The sequence below is a fragment of the Pantoea folii genome (genome assembly GCF_056678875.1).
The window spans coordinates 117,503-138,067 of the sequence record NZ_JBWXON010000011.1 but is presented as its reverse complement, the minus strand read 5'-3'; the positions used below and the strand labels follow the sequence as shown (position 1 = coordinate 138,067).

General features: G+C 52.5%; 17 protein-coding genes. 12 read left to right on the top strand and 5 right to left on the bottom strand.

The features are described from left to right. Positions 1–107 precede the first annotated feature (107 nt). On the bottom strand, positions 108–1,226 hold the full coding sequence (gene ompC / locus AC1MDE_RS14400; RefSeq protein WP_058961542.1) for a porin OmpC: 1,119 nt from the start codon (positions 1,224–1,226) through the stop codon (positions 108–110). A 246-nt stretch (positions 1,227–1,472) separates the two neighbouring features. Here ompC and proB point away from each other — a divergent pair, with 246 nt between their 5' ends. The 11 genes from proB to AC1MDE_RS14345 all read left to right on the top strand — a co-directional run bounded on the left by proB (position 1,473) and on the right by AC1MDE_RS14345 (position 14,114). Further along, positions 1,473–2,576, top strand: coding sequence for a glutamate 5-kinase (proB, locus tag AC1MDE_RS14395; RefSeq protein ID WP_034825331.1), 1,104 nt, complete (start codon positions 1,473–1,475; stop codon positions 2,574–2,576). Between the two features lie 10 nt (positions 2,577–2,586). Further along, positions 2,587–3,840: a glutamate-5-semialdehyde dehydrogenase gene (gene proA / locus AC1MDE_RS14390; RefSeq protein WP_058961540.1), complete on the top strand. Its 1,254-nt coding sequence runs from the start codon at positions 2,587–2,589 to the stop codon at positions 3,838–3,840. A 351-nt stretch (positions 3,841–4,191) separates the two neighbouring features. Continuing rightward, a complete protein-coding gene (locus AC1MDE_RS14385) occupies positions 4,192–4,923 on the top strand; it encodes a S24 family peptidase (RefSeq protein WP_058961539.1) in 732 nt (243 codons plus the stop codon). A 413-nt stretch (positions 4,924–5,336) separates the two neighbouring features. Continuing rightward, positions 5,337–5,615: a transcriptional antitermination N peptide gene (locus tag AC1MDE_RS14380; protein ID WP_034825325.1), complete on the top strand. Its 279-nt coding sequence runs from the start codon at positions 5,337–5,339 to the stop codon at positions 5,613–5,615. Positions 5,616–5,796: 181 nt separating this feature from the next. Continuing rightward, positions 5,797–6,264: a glycoside hydrolase family protein gene (locus tag AC1MDE_RS14375; RefSeq protein ID WP_034825324.1), complete on the top strand. Its 468-nt coding sequence runs from the start codon at positions 5,797–5,799 to the stop codon at positions 6,262–6,264. 2 nt (positions 6,265–6,266) lie between these two features. Further along, complete coding sequence (locus AC1MDE_RS14370) at positions 6,267–6,611, top strand: DUF7940 domain-containing protein (protein ID WP_479402992.1); 345 nt, start codon at positions 6,267–6,269, stop codon at positions 6,609–6,611. Then, positions 6,608–6,901 carry a hypothetical protein gene (locus tag AC1MDE_RS14365; protein ID WP_479402831.1) on the top strand — a complete coding sequence of 98 codons (294 nt, stop codon included), beginning with the start codon at positions 6,608–6,610 and terminating at the stop codon, positions 6,899–6,901. The genes AC1MDE_RS14370 and AC1MDE_RS14365 overlap by 4 nt, the downstream gene beginning before the upstream one ends. A 201-nt stretch (positions 6,902–7,102) precedes the next feature. After that, a complete protein-coding gene (locus tag AC1MDE_RS14360; RefSeq protein WP_058961537.1) occupies positions 7,103–8,848 on the top strand; it encodes a glycosyl hydrolase family 28-related protein in 1,746 nt (581 codons plus the stop codon). Positions 8,849–10,027: 1,179 nt separating this feature from the next. Beyond that, the gene (locus AC1MDE_RS14355) at positions 10,028–11,335 is read left to right on the top strand and encodes an oligosaccharide flippase family protein (protein ID WP_479414728.1); all 1,308 of its coding nucleotides are present in this window, start codon (positions 10,028–10,030) and stop codon (positions 11,333–11,335) included. Further along, a complete protein-coding gene (locus AC1MDE_RS14350) occupies positions 11,332–12,327 on the top strand; it encodes a glycosyltransferase family 2 protein (RefSeq protein WP_479414727.1) in 996 nt (331 codons plus the stop codon). Before AC1MDE_RS14355 ends, AC1MDE_RS14350 begins: the two co-directional genes overlap by 4 nt. 497 nt (positions 12,328–12,824) lie before the next feature. Then, positions 12,825–14,114, top strand: a complete 1,290-nt coding sequence (locus AC1MDE_RS14345; RefSeq protein ID WP_058961534.1) for an HAAAP family serine/threonine permease — start codon at positions 12,825–12,827, stop codon at positions 14,112–14,114. Positions 14,115–14,167: 53 nt separating this feature from the next. On the opposite strand, the gene AC1MDE_RS14340 is transcribed toward AC1MDE_RS14345, so the two are convergent. The 3 genes from AC1MDE_RS14340 to dbpA form a co-directional block, all read right to left on the bottom strand. Then, positions 14,168–15,724, bottom strand: a complete 1,557-nt coding sequence (locus AC1MDE_RS14340) for a methyl-accepting chemotaxis protein (RefSeq protein ID WP_058961533.1) — start codon at positions 15,722–15,724, stop codon at positions 14,168–14,170. Positions 15,725–16,024: 300 nt separating this feature from the next. Further along, entirely contained in the window at positions 16,025–16,987 is a 963-nt protein-coding gene (locus AC1MDE_RS14335; protein ID WP_058961532.1) for a chemotaxis protein, read from the bottom strand. A gap of 126 nt (positions 16,988–17,113) precedes the next feature. After that, a complete protein-coding gene (dbpA, locus tag AC1MDE_RS14330) occupies positions 17,114–18,493 on the bottom strand; it encodes an ATP-dependent RNA helicase DbpA (protein ID WP_479398059.1) in 1,380 nt (459 codons plus the stop codon). A gap of 388 nt (positions 18,494–18,881) precedes the next feature. Between dbpA and AC1MDE_RS14325 the strand changes: the two genes are divergently transcribed. Next, on the top strand, positions 18,882–19,079 hold the full coding sequence (locus AC1MDE_RS14325; protein WP_058961530.1) for a hypothetical protein: 198 nt from the start codon (positions 18,882–18,884) through the stop codon (positions 19,077–19,079). Positions 19,080–19,157: 78 nt separating this feature from the next. On the opposite strand, the gene AC1MDE_RS14320 is transcribed toward AC1MDE_RS14325, so the two are convergent. Continuing rightward, on the bottom strand, positions 19,158–20,525 hold the full coding sequence (locus tag AC1MDE_RS14320) for an amidohydrolase family protein (protein ID WP_479398060.1): 1,368 nt from the start codon (positions 20,523–20,525) through the stop codon (positions 19,158–19,160). Between the last annotated feature and the right edge of the window lie 40 nt (positions 20,526–20,565).

Genomic DNA, 20,565 nt, shown 5'->3' with positions numbered 1-20,565 from the left:
CCATCGTCGGGCTCGGCTGTTAAGCCAGCTAAACAGACAAAAAGAAGAAAGAGCCGGTGATGAGCCGGCTCTTTTTTTATAGACACATTGAGGGTAAATCAGACGACTTAGAACTGGTAAGTCAGACCTACAGCAACGATGTCGTCGTTGTTCAGTGACAGGCGGTTGTCGTCGTTCAGCTGGTTGATTTTGTAATCAACGAAGGTAGACATGTTCTTGTTGAAGTAGTAAGTCGCGCCAACGTCGATGTATTTAACCAGGTCCGCATCGCCGATACCTTCGATGTCTTTACCTTTGGTCTGCACATAGCCGATAGACGGACGCAGGCCGAAGTCGAACTGGTACTGTGCAACCAATTCAATGTTCTGTGCTTTGTTCGCTGCACCTGACACGCTTAAACCGGTCACTGAATTGGTGCCGCTGATTGGGGTCATGTTGCGGGTTTCAGTATAGATAGCCGCCAGGTAAACGCTGTTAGCGTCATATTTGATGCCCGCGCCCCATGAATCCGCTTTGTCACCAGAACCGTAAGCACGCGCTTGCTGCTGGTTAGTACGGTCAGAAGAGGTGATGGCTGACATCAGGCTGATGCCGGTGCTGCCGATGGTGTAGCCCAGAGATGCACCGTAACCGTCGCCGTTCTGGCGAGAAGTGTCGGTGGCGCTACCACGTGCGTTGGCGCTGGTAGAGTCGTTTTTACCCTGGTATTGCAGCGCAAAGCGCAGGCCATCAACCAGACCGAAGAAGTTGCTGTTACGATAAGTCGCAACACCAGTCGCACGTGCAGTCATGAAGTTATCAGTACGCGCAGTACCGTCACCACCAAACTCTGGGAATACGTCAGTCCATGCCTCAACGTCGTACAGCACGCCGTAGTTACGACCGTAGTCGAATGAACCGTACTGACCGAATTTCAGACCTGCAAAGCCCAGACGGGTTTTGTTGCCTGAGTTAGCGTCAGAACCTTCAGAGTTGTTAACGTTGTACTGGTATTCCCACTGGCCGTAGCCGGTCATCAGATCGTTGATCTGGGTCTGACCTTTGAAGCCGATACGAACGTAAGATTTGTCACCATCGTTTGAAGCGGCATCACTAAAGTAATGCTCAGCTTTAACGCGGCCGTAGAAGTCCAGCTTGTTACCGTCTTTGTTATAAACTTCTGCGGCGTGAGCAGCGGAGGTCAATGCCAGCGCTGATACGACTAATGCCAGTGTGCTCTTCTTCATTTGCTATCAATCCCAATGAGTAAAATTTGTTGTACCCTTGAAAGGGTTTGTAAAACAGGGGACTTTTTACCGACTGGTGATGAAAGTTTTATGACAGTTTTTCTGATTTCTTGTTAATCGCGAACTTTTGGTCTACTGCATTGTCAGGGGATTTTTGTGCTTTTCCCCTTGCTGTTATTGGCTTCCTCGCTCACTCCTGATAAAACGTCCCTTCGCAGAATTTTTTTCTTATATGGCAGGAAAAACATGAGTGGCAGTCAGACCCTTGTGGTCAAATTGGGTACCAGCGTCCTCACCGGCGGTTCGCGTCGGCTGAATCGTGCGCACATGGTGGAGTTGGTTCGTCAGTGTGCACAACTGCACGCGGCGGGTCATCGTATCGTTATCGTCACATCAGGCGCGATTGCCGCCGGACGCGAACACCTGGGTTACCCCGAACTGCCGCCCACCATCGCCTCAAAGCAGCTGCTGGCTGCAGTGGGGCAGAGCCGTTTGATTCAGCTGTGGGAGCAGCTGTTCTCAATTTACGGGATTCATATCGGTCAGATGCTGCTGACGCGTGCGGATATGGAAGATCGTGAACGCTTCCTCTACGCACGTGACATGCTGCGTGCGCTGCTCGATAACCACATCGTGCCGGTGATTAACGAGAACGATGCTGTTGCTACCGCTGAAATCAAAGTGGGCGATAACGACAACCTGTCTGCGCTGGCGGCGATGCTCGGCGGCGCGGATAAACTGCTGCTGCTGACCGATCAACAGGGCCTGTTCACCGCCGATCCTCGCACCAATCCGGAAGCGGAACTGATCAGCGATGTGCACCAGATTGATGATGCGTTGCGCACGCTGGCCGGAGGGAGTGTTTCCGGCCTCGGCACGGGTGGCATGGCGACCAAACTGCAGGCGGCGGATGTGGCCTGCCGCGCCGGTATCGACGTGATCATTGCGGCGGGTAGCCGCCCGGATGTGATCAGCGACGTGCTGTATGGCAAACCGGTCGGCACCCGTTTCCACGCACAGCAATCACCGCTGGAGAACCGCAAGCGCTGGATCTTCGGCGCACCGCCGGCTGGCGAAATTGTCATTGATGACGGTGCGCTGGCTGCGGTATTAGAGCGCGGCAGCTCACTGCTGCCGAAAGGCGTGCGTGAAGTGCAGGGCAACTTCTCTCGTGGCGAAGTGATCCGCATTCGTAACCTGCAAGGCCGCGATATCGCTCACGGCGTGACGCGCTACAACAGCGACGCCATGCGCATGATTGCCGGTCATCACAGCCAGGAAATCAGCGACATCCTCGGTTACGAATATGGTCCGGTTGCGGTGCATCGTGACGACATGATCGTCAGTTAAGGAGCAGATGATGTTAGAAGAAATGGGAAAAGCGGCGCGTGCAGCGTCGTACAAGCTGGCAGAACTCTCCACTGAACAAAAAAATCAGGTGCTGCTGACGATTGCCGATCGCCTGGAAGCGGAAAGTGCCGACATTCTGGCGGCTAACGAGCTGGACTTGGCCGATGCGCGGCAGAATGGCATGAGCGCGGCATTGCTGGATCGCCTGACGCTCAATCCACAGCGTCTGAAAGGTATCGCTGACGATGTGCGTCAGGTGTGCCGTTTGGCCGATCCGGTCGGACAGTTGATCGATGGCGGCGTGCTGGACAGCGGTTTACGTATTGAACGTCGCCGTGTGCCATTGGGCGTGATTGGGGTGATTTATGAAGCGCGTCCTAACGTCACTGTGGATGTGGCTTCTCTGTGCCTGAAAACCGGCAATGCGGCGATTTTGCGCGGCGGTAAAGAGACCTATCGCACTAACGCGGCTACCGTTCGCGTAATCCAAAACGCGCTGAGCGAGCATGGCCTGCCAAAAGGTGCGGTGCAGGCGATTGAAAACCCGGATCGCGAGTTGGTTAACCAACTGCTGAAACTTGATCGCTACGTCGATATGTTGATTCCACGCGGCGGTGCAGGGCTGCACAAGCTGTGTCGTGAAAATTCGACGATTCCGGTGATCACCGGGGGTATCGGTGTGTGTCATCTCTATCTTGATGAAACCATGGAAATCGAACCCGCGCTGGAGGTGATTGTTAATGCGAAAAAACAGCGTCCAAGCGCCTGCAATTCACTGGAAACCTTGCTGATTCACCGCGATCAGGCTGAACGCTTTATTCCTGCATTTTTGCAGCGCATGGCGCAGGAAAACATCCCGCTGCACGGCGATGAAAATGTCCTGTCGCTGCTGCAAAACGGCCCGGCCAGCGTGGTGGCGGTGAAAACCGAACAGTATGACGATGAGTGGTTATCCAACGATCTTAACGTCAAGCTGGTGGCGGATCTCGACGATGCGGTTGCGCACATTCGCGAACACGGTACGCAGCATTCGGATGGCATCCTGACGCGCAGCATTGGCAACGCCAACCGCTTTGTGAATCAGGTCGATTCCTCCGCCGTTTATGTCAATGCCAGTACGCGTTTCACCGATGGCGGGCAGTTCGGTCTGGGCGCGGAAGTCGCGGTCAGTACGCAGAAGCTGCATGCGCGTGGCCCGATGGGGCTGGAAGCGCTGACGACCTACAAGTGGATTGGCTGGGGCGACGATACGCTGCGCGGCTAATTTTCACTTCTGCAACACAATGGGCACCGTAAGGGTGCCCATTTTTTTGCTTCCGATCCAATTATTTCCAGAGCTTTTTGATTTATTTCTGTCATCTATGGCGCCGACGCGCTTTTTCGCGCATTTTTTGTTTTAGGTGCTGGTATCAGCGTCACAGAACAATCCTGAAAACCCCTGTCAGAACAAGCTGTAGGGCATTCATTGCTGGTTTCCACCCCGTCGAAGAGGATAATGATCATCCAGCTTCATTGATAAAAGCTGTTGGGTAGTAAACTGACGGTAATATAAAATGAACTGGTAGCAAAAAAGAAAATAACATTCAGTCTTTAACTGATGGCAGATTATTAACTGATGGTTAAAAAAGAGAGTAGCAGACAAGCTTTTACTGCCAGGCTGATTGCCGCGTGTGATAGCGCGGGAATTGTCGGACATGGACGAAACAAACAGGTTGCACAGGCGCTGCAGAAAAGGGGATGCAGGATCTCAACACCGGGAGTCTGGAAATGGTTTAACGCTCAATCGATTCCGGATGACAGTAATCTACTGGCGCTCAGCCAGTTGCTGGACGTGCGCGTAGAGTGGCTGCAGTTTGGTATGGAGCAACCCGATGCCACGGTGAGCCAGCATGCACTTATTGACCCGCAACATCGGTTCCGCGTCGAGAGTCTGGATATTGGGCAGCGAAGCGCCCGGGGCATTGCTGCGCGTGATGAACTGGTCGAAACCATTCAGGCTATCGAGTATGGGCTGGATGAGGCACGCGTGCTGTTCAGCGGCCGTCCGGCAGAGAGCATCCGCCTCATCGCGCTAAACAATGATTCGATGGCCGGCACCTTTGCGCCACGTGATCAGCTGTTCGTGGACATCAGCGTGCATCGCTTTGACGGAGACGGGATTTACCTGTTTACGCTGGATGATCAACTTTATCTCAAACGTCTGCAGCTGCAACACAGAAAGGTCGCGGTCATCTCCGACAACAAGCGCTATGAGACCTGGTACTTAACGCTGGATGAGGCGGCCTCATTGCAGGTCGTGGCGCGCGTCATCATGAGCCAGGCGCGTGATTACCAGATTTTAGGTTGATCACAAAACGCGCTGAGCAGGTAAAAAAATATTCCGGCTGAAATCATAAATTTAACCGTTGGTAAATAAAAAATTAACTGTTGGTGTTTGCCAATGCATTAGAACCTGTTAATAATTTGACCATGGAAGGACGACATCACTGCTCCCGGATGAGCCCGCTCTTAAACAATTGAGGCGCTGCACAAGCGCGATACCCACCACCCAAAGTCAGTGAATTTTGGGATGGGGTGGATGCGCATTATGCAGCGTCGTCAGCTCTCTTCTGACTTCACTCTCCTCTGCTTATCCCTGGCCGCGAACGCAGCCGGGCGGGTCGATGTCGAGTGTTTGCAGTGGAATCACGGACGCCTCGGCTTCAGCCGACACGCCGCGCCTGCTACCCCATCGCCAAAGACTCATTCACAGGAGGAGTTATGGCGATTATCCAGTATGGCAAGTCAGTCTTCACCGGGAACGCGCGCACCCGCCGTCACCGACGCCGCCAGTCACTTAGCCGCCTGAAGCGCAGTATCGACTGCGCCTTAGGCCTTGAGCCCGATAATCCAAGCCTGCGTAGCGCAGAACGCATCTGCCAGCGCCAGACGCAATCGCGAGTCGACTGTGCGGTAATGGCCCCCACACCACGTCAGGCCGAAAGCGCCAGCTTCGACAACTGCTGTCTGCCCCACGTCCATTTGTACGCCGTGCGCTAAATCCTTGTCATATTTCCCAGCTTTAAGCGGAACGTTTCGTTATTGCTCACTGTTTAGCCTGGCTTGAGCGTAGCGCGGATTACGCGTGGTCTCAGAAGGGCGGATAGATCAGTGAGATTTATGTTTTGGAGTCTCTGCGCAGTCATTTTTGCATCGTTGCGCCCGTCAAAGAGGAATCGCTATGAGCCAGATTATTGCCATTTTGAATTTTGAAGAGGGCTACCGCGAGGCGCCCTACCTTGATACGCAAGGGTTTCCTACCGTGGCCGGCGGTATCCGCATCGGGCCTAAAGGAGCCTCACTCAGCAACTACATCTTCCAGGTACCGCGACGAGTCGGGGATGTGTGGAAGCAGTGCATTGTGGAGAACAAAGTGCTGGAGATGAACCAGCGTGCTCTGGTGCAGCAAGCGCTAAGCAAGTGCAGTGAGGCGCGCTGTGATGTGCTGATCAGCATGGCATATCAATTGGGCGTTGATGGGTTATCCCTGTTTCGCGGCATGCTGAGCGCCATCACCCAGGGGGACTTTAATGGCGCCGCCAATGCCATGCTCGACAGCTTGTGGGCACGGCAAACGCCCGGGCGCGCACGGCGTCACGCTGAAGTCATGCGCAGCGGCAGCTACGACATTTATCGGGGGCTGTTATGAACATGAGATGGATGGTGTTTGTCATCGCGGTGCTGGCAGCAGTGATTGTGCTGTTGTTGCTCCAGCGTTTTACCACGCTGGAGTTTGTGAAGCATGCGCGACTGTTGTTCAAAACCTGGTCAGTATGGCTAGCTTCATTGGGTTCGATGCTCAGCGCCTGGGCACAATCCTTCCCCTCATCCGCGCTGGATGCCTGGAATGCATTGCCTCAGGACATCAAAGACATTCTTCCCCACAACTACCTCGGGTTGATTGGTGCCTTCATGGTGGCGATGGGGGTTCTGGCGCAGTTTGTCCGACAGAAAAACCTGATTGAACAGCGCAAGACGCTGGAGGAGGAACCATGACGCTTATTACTTCACTGCTTGGTGGCAGCTGGCACTGGCTGGCTGCGCTGGCGGGCATTGTTGCGGCACTGGTGGCCAGCTACTTCGGTGGCAGAAAGATTGGCAAGGTGCAGCAACAAGCCAGATCAGAGGTGGACTCCGCGAACAAAGCGGCCGTGCAGGCTGTCGCGGTTAACCAGCAGCAACAACAGTTGCGCGAGGAGGCTAAACGTGTGGAAGCCAGCAATCTTAATCTTGATGACGCTGCTGCTCGCGACAAGCTGCAGCACTCGAAATACAACCAGCCCTGAATCCCCCGTCGTTATCGACTCTGCTTGCACACTTTTCTCCCCGATTTACACCCACGGCAATGATGCCGAGCGTATGGATGTTCGCACCGTGCGCGCCATCAACAACCACAACGATCTCTGGGATCAGCACTGCGGCCGATTGGCGCAGTAACGCCGTTCCCACACTTGCATTGCAAACCTGAAAAGGCCGAGGAGGCTATGATGATCGAAGTTAATTCATTCGCAGAACTGCGCACCACCACGCCGACTAAAAATGGCGATCTGGCGTTTTTGCGCCGCTACAACGCGGACTCCACCTTCCATGGAGGCGGTGACTTCACCGGTTTTATTGGCACCACTACTGCGACAGACGATGGCGGTACCTTAGCCATCGGTAATGGCTTTTACTGGAAACGCGTGATTAACGATCCTTCTGACGTGAACGTCTATCACTTTGGTGCCAAAGGAGACGGTTATGCCAATGACACGGACGCGGTTAATCGCATGCTAACCTGGACGCAGAATTACAGCGGTAATATTAAGGACCTGCCGATTCGTTTTCCCGGCGGGAAGTTTCTGATCAGTCCAATTGATATCAGCGGCACCGATAACGCCTTCTTCGGTCTGCAGGGTGATGATGTTGAGCTGGGTTCGCTGCCGCGTACCACGATTATCTCGGATAAGAGTGCCAACCCAGTATTCAAGGTGAAGGCGCGCCGCACCTCAATTCGCGGCATTGCCTGGAATGGTCAGGCCTCGGCCGATATCACCACCAACAAAGGCACCATCACTGCCGATATGTGCAGCAATGTTCAGCCGTTCTTCGAAAATACCTGTATCGAAGGCACCACGGTAAACATCTACTGTTTCCGCGCACAGAATAACGGCGGCACGGTGATTAAAGTGCTGGATACGCTGGACACCAAATTTGACCAGATTTATACCCTCTACACCTATGCGCGCGTCTTCGATGTGGGCTGGTCAAATTCACCGAATGGGGTATGGGATCACTCTACCGCGATTGAGATTTGTAACTGTAACTTCCAGACGGGTTATGGTGACGCCACGTTGTATATGCCGCGCTGTACACAGGGGATTTTGCGCAATGTGTGGATCGAGCACACGCGCAATCCAGGAGACTTGTCGGATGGTGGCTGGACCATTGATACGCTCAATATTGAGGATTGCGGCAATCCTTTCAATCTCAATAATGCGCGCGTGGTGATGCGTCAAATCAACCTGCAATCTGGCGCGAAAGTGTCGAACGATCTGGTGGCCGGCAGATGGCTCTCCACCTTCGAATATGGTTATCGTCGCGACGAGAGTTACGGTAGTTTCCTGACCGGATCGCTACGTGCCGGCTATTATAGCGGCTACAAGATCACCAATAACACGTCAACTGACAACTGGTATCGCCTGGGGCAGCTGTTCTTCCCGAATGCGAACCAGCAGTGGGTGATGGAGTTTATTGGTAAAGCCGATGCCACCCAGCCCACCGGCACCGCCGGCACCCCGGTTAACGTGGCAAGTAGCGGCAAAACCTGGATCAATTTGCAACGGCTGGAAACGGTGTGGGCGGATGCCTTTCATATGGGGCAGCCCGCCATCCTGGATATGCGTTACGGCCGTGTCGGTACCACTTATGCCGTGGTGTGGGTGAAGCTGAAAGCGAACAGTGGTGACACCATGCTGAACCTGAAAACCACCGGCCCAACGCGTTTCGATTCAGGCTCATGCTCGCTGTTCCAGTCTGATCTGTCGGTTGTTACCGATACCACCAACATGGGCACACTGAAGCCAGCCGCACGCTTTGGCATGCACAATGGGCTGGCGGGGATTGGTGCTAATGAGAAGGGCGTGCTGACAGTAGCCACTGCCGCCGGCACGCCAACCAATAAAACCGCGCCAACCGGCTTTGTGCTGGTCAATATCAACGGTATTGACCGTAAACTGCCCTACTACGACTGAGACCCATCTATCTGGCGAGGCTACGGCCTCGCTTTTTTTTTGACCAAAATACACGTTGAGCGTATCAGGTGCGTTGTCTCTTCAATTCTGGTTCCTGGCACGCCAGCCGCATAAGATGGCGATTTTCTCAGATATAATGTGTTAATTCTCTTTTTATTTACGTTAATGCGTACAAAAAAACGTTAATCTGGAGATGGTGTAGTTTTCAGTACGGCACCAGGCAATAAAACGGTTCAATATATCAGGTCCGTTCTTATCTCCAGATTCATTACAGTTTAATTTGCCCGGATAATTAGCAGGTTAACTTACAGAACAAGGTGTTAGCGAAAAATGGTCTTGTAAGTTCATTTCGATCTTATTATTCCTAACAGTATTTGACTGCCGCCTTAATCATTTTTCTGAAAACCGATTCATCCGCGCTAATCTTTCCCCTTCTGCGATATCCCATTTCCAGCTAAGTAAATTCCGTATTGGCCTCCAGGCCATTGACCTCATCGCGTTGTCTGGTGAGAATGCGATTAAAAGTTTGAATCAGATCGCAAAATTAGGGCCCTGAGCCCATTGCAACACGGCTGCGAGAGCCATGTTGAATTAGCGCCACTTGCCATTATCGAACGGCGAAAGACGCATCGAGATAATAAAAAGGCAGGGCATACAGCAAAATCGTTAATGTCGTAACGTTCGTTGAGAAGGCCGTCTTTAGATGTACCTTTTCAATCCCAGTCGGCATTTCTTGTGGTGCAAAAAAATTCAGTAGGCTGCACCCGTTTTAATCATATTGAATGGCATGTTGATAATTGGCGTTTCTTATTGATGTCACGGTGATTGCACTAAGCGTCATCTTGTCTTCAACATGATATTTAATGTAACTGCATGATATTTAACTGAACTTGTCTGAGTGCAGTGTGGTTTCTTTGCGCCAAAAATAGTCCGTAACAGGTTGTCAGTACACTGGTAGCTGTAAGCCAGGGGCGGTAGCCTGCGCTTTTAGTTAAATGAATGAATAATAAAATTGCACGATTTGATTAGCGATAATCTTATTTAAGCCACCGTTTCATGAGGGTTAAAAGGCCGGCGATTTCTGCCTGAGGAAACTCCTAAATAAATCAAAGTTAATGTTAAGTCGGACGAAAGGGACGTGAAGTTTGGCTTAGCCATGATTCTCACTGAGGTTGATCTGTGAAAGATAAATTAAAAAATTCGATGTGGATGATTGCTGAAAAACTCATCGCAGTGTTTGGTCTGATTTTTGTGACGTCCTATGTCGCGAAATATGTTGGACCGACCACCTTCGGCATTATCTCACTCTCCATGCTGGTGTTTCAGTTTATTCAGTCGATCGCCGTGATGGGCAGCGATGTGATTTTGCTGAAGCGTATTTCGCAAAATCGTCATTCAGGTATTCGCCTGATGATGGCGACTTTTCTGCTGGTGATGCTGATTTACTGCGGTTTAGCGCTCAGCGGCATGGTGATCATGGGAGAGGCGTGGAGCCGTGAAGCGCTGGTATTTATCTGCGCAGCGGCGATTGCCTGTCTGTTCTCGTCGATTGATCTGGTCAATATCTACAACGAGGCCATGCTCAACGCTCGACTCAATGTGATCGCCAACGTGATCGGCCTCGCCATCAGTCTGTCAGTACGGTTCATTATTTCGTATCTGCAACTGGACCCTCAGTTTCTGGCGATCCCCATTGTGCTGGCTACGTTGCTGCCGTTCAGCATCAAGCTGGCGATTTTCTGGCGCTATCATCGCCAGGGGCCGATTCCGGCGCTGCGCCACATCAAAAAGTATTCGCGCTACATGGTGACTTCTGGCATTTCGCTGGTGTTCTCGGTAATCGCTATCGCGATTTATACCCGCGTCAACCAACTCAGCGTTTCGTATTTCCTCGGCGTAAAGGAGGCGGGGATATTTGCTGTTGCCATGACGCTGGCAACCTCATGGGTGTTTTTACCTAATGCCTTGTTGGCCTCATTTTTTCCGGCGTTCTTTGCCGAGCGTGATGATGAGCAGTCAATTATCAAAGCGCAAAAACTGCATCTGCTGGTCGTGGGGGTGTCCGCCATTGTGATCATGGCGATATGGCAACTCGCAGGTTGGTTTATCCGTGACTTTTATGGCGAGGCATATCTTGATGCCATCGCGCCGACGCTGCTGCTCAGTGTGGGCGCGATGTGTGGTGTGCTCAGCAGCCTCATGGACCGTTTTATTATTAAGTACAACGGTTATCGCTTTTTAGTGAAAAAGACCTTTGCGGTATTAATTATCTGCCTGGCATCGTCCATTTTATTGGTGCCGCTTTTGGGTTTAACCGGCGCTGCCCTCAGCGTGGTATTAACCGAATTCCTCTCTTTCTCGCTGCTTAATTATTTCTTCACTGCGCAACCGGTGATGCGTATTCATCAGATTTTTATCAACCCCAGGAAACTATGGCAGTTATTTGTCAATTACAAAACCTCAGACAGTAAAGAGAGTTTATCATGAATGAAAAACCACTTTTCAGTATTATTATTCCCGTCTATAACTCACAAAAAACCATCAAGCGGACATTGCTGAGTGTGCTTAATCAGACGTTCAGCGATTATGAAATTGTGGTGGTCAATGATGGTAGCACTGATTCAACCCTAAACGTACTGGAGGAGTTTTCCTGTTATTCTCAGGTCACGGTAATAAACCAAAGGAACGCCGGTGTCAGCGCGGCTCGCAACAGCGGATTGCAACAGGCCAGTGGGGAATATGTTCTTTTCCTCGATGCAGATGATTGGGTGGATGATGATTTTCTAATGATCTTCAAACTGAATCTGGATGCATGGCCAACGGAGTCGGTAGATTTGATGGTAGGAAACCTCAACGACGGCCGTGTGGGCAAGGTCTCTCAGGCTGGCTTCTTCAGCAACGAGGATATTCCTTATGTGCTCGGTGAGCTGGAGATGAGCGACAACATTGGTTATTTGCATAATAAGTGTTATCGCCGTCAGATACTGAGTGAGCTGAATCTGCGCTTTATTGAGGGGATCTCAATGAGTGAAGATCTTTTATTTAACCTCAAATTCTTCAGCTGTATTAGCAATTTTCTGGTCACTCAGGGAACGGCTTACCATTATGAAGATGTTGCCGGTTCATTATCCAAGCAAAAGGTGCATTACAGCGAGCTCAAAGTCAGAAAACAGTTTCTGACCACGCTGTATGATTCTATCGTTGAGAAATATCAGGGGAGTAATCTCGATTACCTGCTAAAGGGCATTTCAAAACGCGTGCTGGCGTTAGATATGCAAATTGTCACGGCGATGTATCATTCGTCGTTTTCACCTGCAGATATCGCGCAGGAAATTAATGAAATAAAGCGGGGGAAATACTCGAAAGGTATTTTCATTCTGCTGAATAAAAATGAAAAACTGAAGTACATGATTATGAATTTGAATACTATCACAGCGTACTATTTCCTCTATGCACTCTACAGAATGCGCGCATTCTGATTTGAAATTCTCCCGGGATTATTCTCTGTCATTGTCTGCTGCGGATATTCCTCAGAATACCGAGTGGAACATTGGCTTCGCCAGAGAGCAGTTGCCGGGGGAGTTTCACCTTTCTCTACTGCAGTGCCTGTGGCAACGGTTCGCCGTTGCCACATTTTCCCCGTCCGCATAGCCCACTTTCAACGCCTCCCACTCGCGCATCACTCTCCTGTCAGCATCCCGTTCAGCCTGCAAATCGAACCCGACAAATCCTTGCACTCCTTCATGCTCTCAGGTCAAATAGCGCTCCATGCAAACGTTTGCGCGCGTGAATCATGCATTTTTGTTGATTTAATAACCGATTCGCGCATTTATGACGGCTTTGTGATGCATGTCTTGCGTTCAGGCAACCTTAAGTCGTCAAAAACGCGTAGCATGTGCCCCGTCGCACCAATGGCATGTTTAGCCGCCGTGATTTCGGCAGCATTGTTTAAAAGCTTTAAATTCTGGAGAGACAGATGGACAACTCACAAACCGTTGCGCAGGGCACGGTTGAGGCCCGTTCAACAGGCTGGCGTAAGAGTGATACCGTGTGGATGCTGGGCCTCTACGGTACAGCGATAGGCGCAGGCGTTTTGTTCCTGCCTATCAATGCAGGAGCAGGTGGTCTAATCCCCCTGATTATTATGACAATCCTCGCGTTCCCGATGACCTACTATGCACACCGAGCTCTGACGCGCTTTGTGCTGTCGGGTAAAAACCCCGGTGAAGATATTACTGAAGTGGTGGAAGAGCATTTCGGTGTGGGCGCAGGCAAGATCATCACCTTGCTCTATTTCTTCGCTATTTTCCCGATCCTGCTGATGTACAGCGTGGCGATCACCAACACCGTCGACAGCTTTATCGTGCATCAACTCGGGATGGTCTCGCCGCCGCGCGTGCTGCTGTCATTGGTACTGATCATCGGCATGATGACGGTGGTACGCTTTGGCGAGCAAATGATCGTCAAGGCAATGAGCGTGCTGGTGTTCCCGTTTGTCGCGGTGCTGATGCTACTGGCCGCCTATCTGGTGCCACACTGGCACGGCGCAGCCCTGGAAACGCTGTCGTTCAGCCAGGGTTCGGGCGATAGCAGTATCTGGATGACGCTGTGGCTGGCAATTCCGGTGATGGTGTTCTCCTTTAACCACTCGCCGATTATCTCGTCGTTCGCGGTGGCGAAGCGCAACGAGTATGGCGCAGCAGCGGAAAAGAAATGCTCACGCATTCTCGCTAGCGCACACTTGATGATGGTGGTGACGGTGATGTTCTTTGTGTTCAGCTGTGTGCTGAGCCTGTCACCGGCGGATTTGCAGGCGGCGAAAGAGCAGAACATCACAATTCTCTCCTATCTGGCGAACCACTTTAATGTGCCGATGATTGCCTGGATGGGACCGATTGTGGCGATGGTGGCGATCACCAAATCGTTCCTCGGCCACTATCTGGGTGCGCGTGAAGGCTTCAATGGAATTGTGGTGAAATCGCTGCGCAGCCGGGGAAAAAACGTGTCGCCTCAGCGTCTGAACCGCGTCACAACCGGCTTTATGCTGCTGACGACCTGGCTGGTTGCCACCTGGAACCCGAGTATTCTCGGCATGATTGAAACCCTGGGCGGGCCAATCATTGCGATGATTCTGTTCCTGATGCCGATGTACGCCATTCAGAAAGTCCCGGCGATGCGTCAGTACAGTGGCAAAATCAGCAATGTGTTTGTGGTGATTGTTGGCCTGTTAGCGATTTCGTCGATTGCGTATTCGCTGATGCATTGATGCATTGATGCATTGATGTAAAAGGGCGGCGCGACTCCTCGCGCCGCTCTGTCCTACACTGCCGCTGTCTTGAAGACGCTCATTGACTGCGCCAGACGATCGGCCTGTTCCTGCAATGCCTGAGAAGCGGCGGACGCTTCCTGAACTAACGCGGCGTTTTGCTGAGTCACCGCTTCCATCTGAGTAATCGCCAGATTGATCTCACTAATACCACTGCTCTGCTCGCTGCTGGCAATGGTAATTTCACTCATGATATCCGCCACGCTCTTCACGCTGTTCACCACTTCACCAATGGTGGTTCCCGCGTGCGTCACCAGACGGCTGCCTTCATCCACTTTCGAGACTGAGTCTTCAATCAGGACTTTGATCTCTTTCGCGGCAGAGGCGGAGCGCTGTGCCAGATTACGCACTTCGGTGGCGACCACAGCAAATCCACGGCCTTGTTCACCGGCGCGAGCAGCTTCAACCGCAGCGTTAAGCGAGAGAATGTTGGTCTGGAAGGCAATGGAGTCGATCACGCTGATGATATCGACAATTTTTTTAGAAGAGAGAGTGATCGCCTCCATCTTCTCGATGACCTGTTCCATCACCACGCCACCCTCTTTGGCAACGGTTGAGGTGGTGGCCACCAGCTGATTGGCTTCACGCGCGTTATCCGCATTGTGCTTCACGGTGGCGGTCATCTGCTCCATGGCGGAGGCGGTCTCTTCCAGCGAGCTGGCCTGCTGCTCGGTACGGGATGAGAGATCGATGTTGCCGCTGGAGATCTGATTTGAGGCCACGGCAATCGTGTCAGAACCGGCACGCACGTTGGACACGATGGTCAGCAGGTTATCGTTCATCGCCTGCAGTGCCTGCATCAGCACGGCGGTTTCATCTTTGCCGCTGACCTCGATGTGGGAGCTGAGATCGCCCGCCGCCACTTTCTCGGCGATGCCAACCGCTTCATTGAGCGGGCGGACAATTGAGCGCGTCAGCATAAAGCCAAGCAGCACGGAGGCGGCAATCGCAATCGCCGAGAAGATCAGTGTGATTTCAATCGCAGTCGAGCCGTCATCAATAATGCCAGTGCCTTCTTTGCGCAGCTGATCGGACTGTGAGTTGGCGAAAGCCACCGCGCTATCAAGGTAGGCGTTCTGGGTACTGGTGATTTTCTTGAGCACATAAGTGCTGGCTTCCTCGAGCTTGCCTGCACGTACCAGTTCCAGCACTTCATTCTTTTGCTGCTCAAACAGCTGGCTGGCGGCCAGCAGACCGGCGATTTTCTTTTTACCGATTTCGGTAACCTGAATGGCTTCGATCTTTTTCATGGCGCTGTTGGTGCGTTCGGTTGCCTCATCCAGCTGCTTATAGCGTTGCACGTTATATTCCGGGCGCAGTGTATCAATCACCATGCCGCGTAAGTATTTGATCTGATCGTTCACACCATCGCGCACGTCAAAACCCAGACGGACTTTGACATAGCGGTCTTCCACAATAGAGGTGATGCCGTTTTTAATGTTGTTGATTTTCATAATCGACGTCACACCGACTACGCCCAGAAGGGCCACAACAAGTGCGAAGGCTATCCCTAAACGGACGCCCACTTTCATATTCTTTAAGCTCAACATTGGTTCTCCCCGTAATGCTAAATAGTGTTGTTTTCAAGACGGAAAAGCAGGCTGAGGGCCCGCATCAGGCTGATGTTTTATAAGGTAAAGATACTTTCCGGGCGTAATTAATCTGGTATGGCAGCGCCGGTTCAAGCGCTATCAGTTATCGGTTGTTAATGTTTTAACTTTAATTTTTTAGAGGTGCGTCACAAAACCGTTAACATGATTAATGAGTGGATCGGTTTTATCTGGGAAGGCAGGACGTAAAAAAGGCGCGAATAACGCGCCTTATAGGGAGGTAGGGGAGATTAGAAAGGATTAACGTTTCTTTTCCAGCACGCGATGGATCACGCTCGACAGTTCATTAATCTCAAATTTCGCCACATAGCCATCGGCACCGACTTTATGCACGTGGTCTTCGTTGGCACTGCCGGAGAGCGAGGAGTGGATCACCACCGGAATCTGACGCAATGCATCATCACGTTTGATATTACGCGTCAGGGTAAAGCCATCCATCTCTGGCATTTCCAGATCGGTTAACACCAGTGCGATTTTGTCGTGTATCGACTCGCCTGCCGCTGCGGCTTCTTTCTGCATCTCGTTAATTTTGATCCAGGCTTCCAGACCGGTGTTATGCATGATGGCAGGAATGCCCATGCTTTTCAGACCCTGTTCCAGCAACTGACGCGCCACTTTGGAGTCTTCCGCGACAATCGCCACCTGGCCAGGCTTGAGGTTGAAATCTTTCGCCGTCTCAGCACTTGGCTCAACGCCACGCACCGAAGGGATGATGTCATACAGAATCTGCTCAACGTCCAGCACCATTGCCAGATTGTTGCTCTGACCGTCGGTATCGAGGCAGGCGATACTGGTGATATTGCGGCTGCCAATGCCGGCTTCGGCAGTGTGCACCTGGTTCCAGTCGAGACGGACGATATTCTCCACCGACTCCACCGCGAAGGCCTGGGTGCTGCGCGCATATTCGGTCACCAGCAGCAGATTGAGGCCGGTTTCCGGTTTACAACCGGTCACTGCGGGCAGGTCGATGACCGGGATAAACTGACCGCGAATACTGGCCATACCGAGCAGCGGTGACTGCATACCCGCTGCACGGGTAATGGTGGGCATCGGTACGATTTCGCGCAGTTTAAACACGTTGATGCCGTATAGCTCAGATTTGCCTTTCAGCTGATCGGAACCCAGGCGGAACAGCAGCAGTTCGAATTTATTGGAAAGCGCAAGGTTAGCGCGTTCATCGATCTCTTTCTGAAAATTATCCATCATGGCCTCAAGCGGAATCTGGGCTGGGTAAAGGGGCAATGATTAACTTATCGGCAGCGCGGAAAAAAAATGAAGGGGCGGGGCAGAAAATTTAGCGCGAGAGTGAATACCCTCGCGCATAGGGGATTACTTCAGCAGGATGGCGCGGACGCTTTTGCCTTTGATCTTGCCTTCTTTCAGTTTGATCAGCGCTTTCTTCGCTTGTGCGGCATCGATCGCCACATAAGCGTGGGTTTGCGTCAGGTCGATCTTACCGATTTGATCAGCGCTGAATCCGGCTTCACCGGTGAGCGCGCCGAGGATATCGCCAGGGCGGATTTTGGCTTTGCGCCCACCATCAATGCACAGCGTCATTTTGGTGGCAGGCAGAGCTTGCGCCGCTTTCCCTTTCAGGGTAGCGGAGGAAACCCAGTTGAGTTTCTGGCTCAGATACTCTTCCAGCGCATTAGCACGCACCATTTCATCGGGCGCGACGAAGCTGACCGCCAGTCCTTTTTCGCCTGCACGACCGGTACGACCGATGCGATGGATATGCACTTCAGGATCCCATGCCAGCTGGAAGTTCACCACCAACGCCAGCGATTTGATATCCAGCCCGCGTGCAGCCACGTCGGTGGCAATCAGCACGCGGATGCTGCCGTTGGCGAAACGGATCAGCACTCGTTCACGATCGCGCTGCTCCAGATCGCCATGCAGTGCCAGTGCACTGATTTGACGATCGTTCAATGCCGCTGCGACGTCATCACACTCACGTTTGGTATTACAGAACACCACGCAAGAAGCGGGCTGCTGCTGGCTGAGCAGGGCACTGAGCAGATTGCCACGCTCACTGACGCTGGCTTCGATAAATTGCTGATCAATAGCAGGCAGTTCCGCTTTGTCTTCCGTGGCCACGGCCAATGCATCGCGCTGGAAACGCTGGCTGAGGCTGGCGATGGTATCCGGCCAGGTGGCAGAGAACAGCAGCGTCTGGCGTGCATCCGGCGTGAAACCAATAATCGCTTCCATATCGTCGCGGAAACCCATCTCCAGCATGCGATCGGCTTCATCTAACACCAGCGTTTGCAGTGCGGTGAGATCGAGGTTGTCGCGCTTCAGGTGATCAAGGATGCGGCCCGGCGTGCCGACCACAATATGCGGTGCGTGCACCAGCGAATCGCGCTGCGCACTCATCGGTTGACCGCCGCACAGCGTCAATATTTTGATGTTGCGGGTAAAACGTGCCAGCTGACGCAGCACATTACTCACCTGATCGGCCAGTTCACGCGTTGGACATAGAATCAACGCCTGAGTTTGGGTTCGGGTGTTGTCAATGCGCTGCAGCAGGCCGATCCCAAAGGCGGCCGTCTTGCCGCTGCCGGTTTTCGCCTGCGCACGCACATCGCGCCCTGCAAGAATAGCGGGCAGAGAAGCGGCCTGAATCGGTGTCATGGCGTCGAAGCCCATCTCGCGCAGGTTGTCGAGTTGGCTGGCAGGGAGTTGCGTCAGGGTAGAAAAAGCGGTCACGGGAATGTCTCAAATAGCGGTCAGGATTGCGGCGGTCAGTCTCGCAGAAAGGGCTGCTATCGGCAATGCAAATTGCGTAATTGATAACACCATGAAATCAATTAGCGTGGCGATTATTTGGTTAAATAACCAACTAAAATAGATGTAAAGTTCTAATCATTTACTTCTGAATGGCCAGTTGCTTCAAAACGTGTGAAACGTCTTTCCTGAATGAAAAGGTGCAATTAGCGTTGATAAAGGGACTATATAGCGTCTTTTTGACCTGTTTTTGTCTATGTTACGCTTATGTGTCACTTAAGATGGGTAAAATTCCGATTAAAATAACCTGCCGTTTTGCTTTATATTTGGTGCGCCATTTGGCAAACAATAATATATTCAGAGGTCCACTTTGAGTCTTTACGTCCAGGGACAAAACGAAGACATTCTGAAAATCGTCGGCCGCGCCGTGTTAACCCTGCATCTGCACGGAGAGGCCTTATCTTCGGATAAAGTCAGCTCCATGATTGCCTGTTACGCGGAAGAAGAGCCAGCTAGCGACGATGAAAACCAGCGTTTGTATGCGCTGGCTATTCAGATGTTATCGTAAATCCAGCAACTCGTATGGGGCGCTTGCCGCCCCTGCATTTACCGTTCATCAAGCCTCCGTAAGGAGGCTTTTTTGATCTCAGACGCTGAACACCGGCATACCGCTGTGGAAGGTGGCTCGTACCGGCGAGATGCGGGCGACAGCCTCAGCGGAGCAGCTCGCCTCAACCAGCATCATGCTGGCGTCATCCTGGACTTTCGGCCACTGGCGCTCGCCCTGGTTCGATAGCGGCAAGATGCCGCCGGTGGCAATGTGCAGTGCCCGGCTCAAACCAAACTCATCCGAACCGCGATAGAGTTGTGCATACAGGTTGGCTTTCTCCAGCATGCTGCCGGTGCCAAACGGTGACCAGTGATCGATCACGCTGTCGGTGCCGGTCATTACCGTGATGCCCGCGGCCTGCAATTGCGGTAACGGCATGGTGAGTTTGCCGATGGGGATGGTGGACGCCACGCTCATCTGTTGTTCAGCCATGCCTGCAATCATCTTATCGAGCGTTTTGCCTTCCAGCGTGGCCAGCGCAAAGCCATGGCTCAGCGTCACTCTGCCTTTGAGCGGCGGGTTCTTCGCGATGGTGTCCACCATATACTGAATGGCCGCCACGCCAGAAGGTGCGGTTTCGTGCAGATGGATATCGACGCCACGATCAAAATCGAGCGCAATCTGGAACATAGCATCCAGCGAGGCCTGCATCGCGCCATCCACATTGGTGGGATCCAATCCGCCAACGTACTGCACGCCCATCTGCATCGCTTCGCGCATCAGGCCATCCACTTTGGAATGCAGTAAACCGTGCTGTGGGAAGGCGACAATTTCACAGGGAAATTCGGGGTGGTTCGCCAGCGCCCGCTTCAGATGCTCCAGGCTTTTTAGGCCACTCACCGGATCGATGTTGCAGTGGCTGCGTGCTTCGGTGGTGCCTTTACTGTGCAGCAAACCGATCAAAGCTTCGGCACGCGCCTGTGAGGTGGGCAGTAACTGCGGGATCAGTACCTGCTCACGGGCAATCATATCCATGATGGTTTTGCCCTGGCGCGGACGTGGGGCTTGCCAGGGGCCACTGTAAAATGTTTTATCCAGGTGGATGTGCATGTCACGGGTGCGCGGCAACAGCAGCGAACCTTCGGCATCCCACTGCGGAATGTCGGCGTTGCGTGCTTTGCCGGCGGCGTCGATGGCAGCAAATTTGCCATCTTTGACGGTGATATCGTAAAGCGCAGTGCGCGTCGCGATGATGTCGTTGCCCTCACGCTCAAAGCCTTCCTCGAGGCGTACGTTGAGCAATTGGTAATGGGTTACGCGCGGGGGCTGCGTAGAGATTGGCGCTGCGGCGGAAGAGGGCGATGAGGCGGCGGCGTTCATACCGGCTGCCAGCAGGCTACCGGCAGCTGTGAGGCGTACGCCCTGGCTAATAAAATCACGACGGCTGGGTGAAGTGCGGTGCATCAGAGGCTCCAGTCAACAAGGAAAACGTTAATCTGGCAAA

What these genes read in the sequence shown, in the direction of transcription:
- ompC (WP_058961542.1), bottom strand. Translation starts at nt 1,226, where the DNA reads ATGAAGAAGAGCACACTGGCATTAGTCGTATCAGCGCTGGCATTGACC.
- proB (WP_034825331.1), top strand. Translation starts at nt 1,473, where the DNA reads ATGAGTGGCAGTCAGACCCTTGTGGTCAAATTGGGTACCAGCGTCCTC.
- proA (WP_058961540.1), top strand. Translation starts at nt 2,587, where the DNA reads ATGTTAGAAGAAATGGGAAAAGCGGCGCGTGCAGCGTCGTACAAGCTG.
- AC1MDE_RS14385 (WP_058961539.1), top strand. Translation starts at nt 4,192, where the DNA reads ATGGTTAAAAAAGAGAGTAGCAGACAAGCTTTTACTGCCAGGCTGATT.
- AC1MDE_RS14380 (WP_034825325.1), top strand. Translation starts at nt 5,337, where the DNA reads ATGGCGATTATCCAGTATGGCAAGTCAGTCTTCACCGGGAACGCGCGC.
- AC1MDE_RS14375 (WP_034825324.1), top strand. Translation starts at nt 5,797, where the DNA reads ATGAGCCAGATTATTGCCATTTTGAATTTTGAAGAGGGCTACCGCGAG.
- AC1MDE_RS14370 (WP_479402992.1), top strand. Translation starts at nt 6,267, where the DNA reads ATGAGATGGATGGTGTTTGTCATCGCGGTGCTGGCAGCAGTGATTGTG.
- AC1MDE_RS14365 (WP_479402831.1), top strand. Translation starts at nt 6,608, where the DNA reads ATGACGCTTATTACTTCACTGCTTGGTGGCAGCTGGCACTGGCTGGCT.
- AC1MDE_RS14360 (WP_058961537.1), top strand. Translation starts at nt 7,103, where the DNA reads ATGATCGAAGTTAATTCATTCGCAGAACTGCGCACCACCACGCCGACT.
- AC1MDE_RS14350 (WP_479414727.1), top strand. Translation starts at nt 11,332, where the DNA reads ATGAATGAAAAACCACTTTTCAGTATTATTATTCCCGTCTATAACTCA.
- AC1MDE_RS14345 (WP_058961534.1), top strand. Translation starts at nt 12,825, where the DNA reads ATGGACAACTCACAAACCGTTGCGCAGGGCACGGTTGAGGCCCGTTCA.
- AC1MDE_RS14340 (WP_058961533.1), bottom strand. Translation starts at nt 15,724, where the DNA reads ATGTTGAGCTTAAAGAATATGAAAGTGGGCGTCCGTTTAGGGATAGCC.
- AC1MDE_RS14335 (WP_058961532.1), bottom strand. Translation starts at nt 16,987, where the DNA reads ATGGATAATTTTCAGAAAGAGATCGATGAACGCGCTAACCTTGCGCTT.
- AC1MDE_RS14320 (WP_479398060.1), bottom strand. Translation starts at nt 20,525, where the DNA reads ATGCACCGCACTTCACCCAGCCGTCGTGATTTTATTAGCCAGGGCGTA.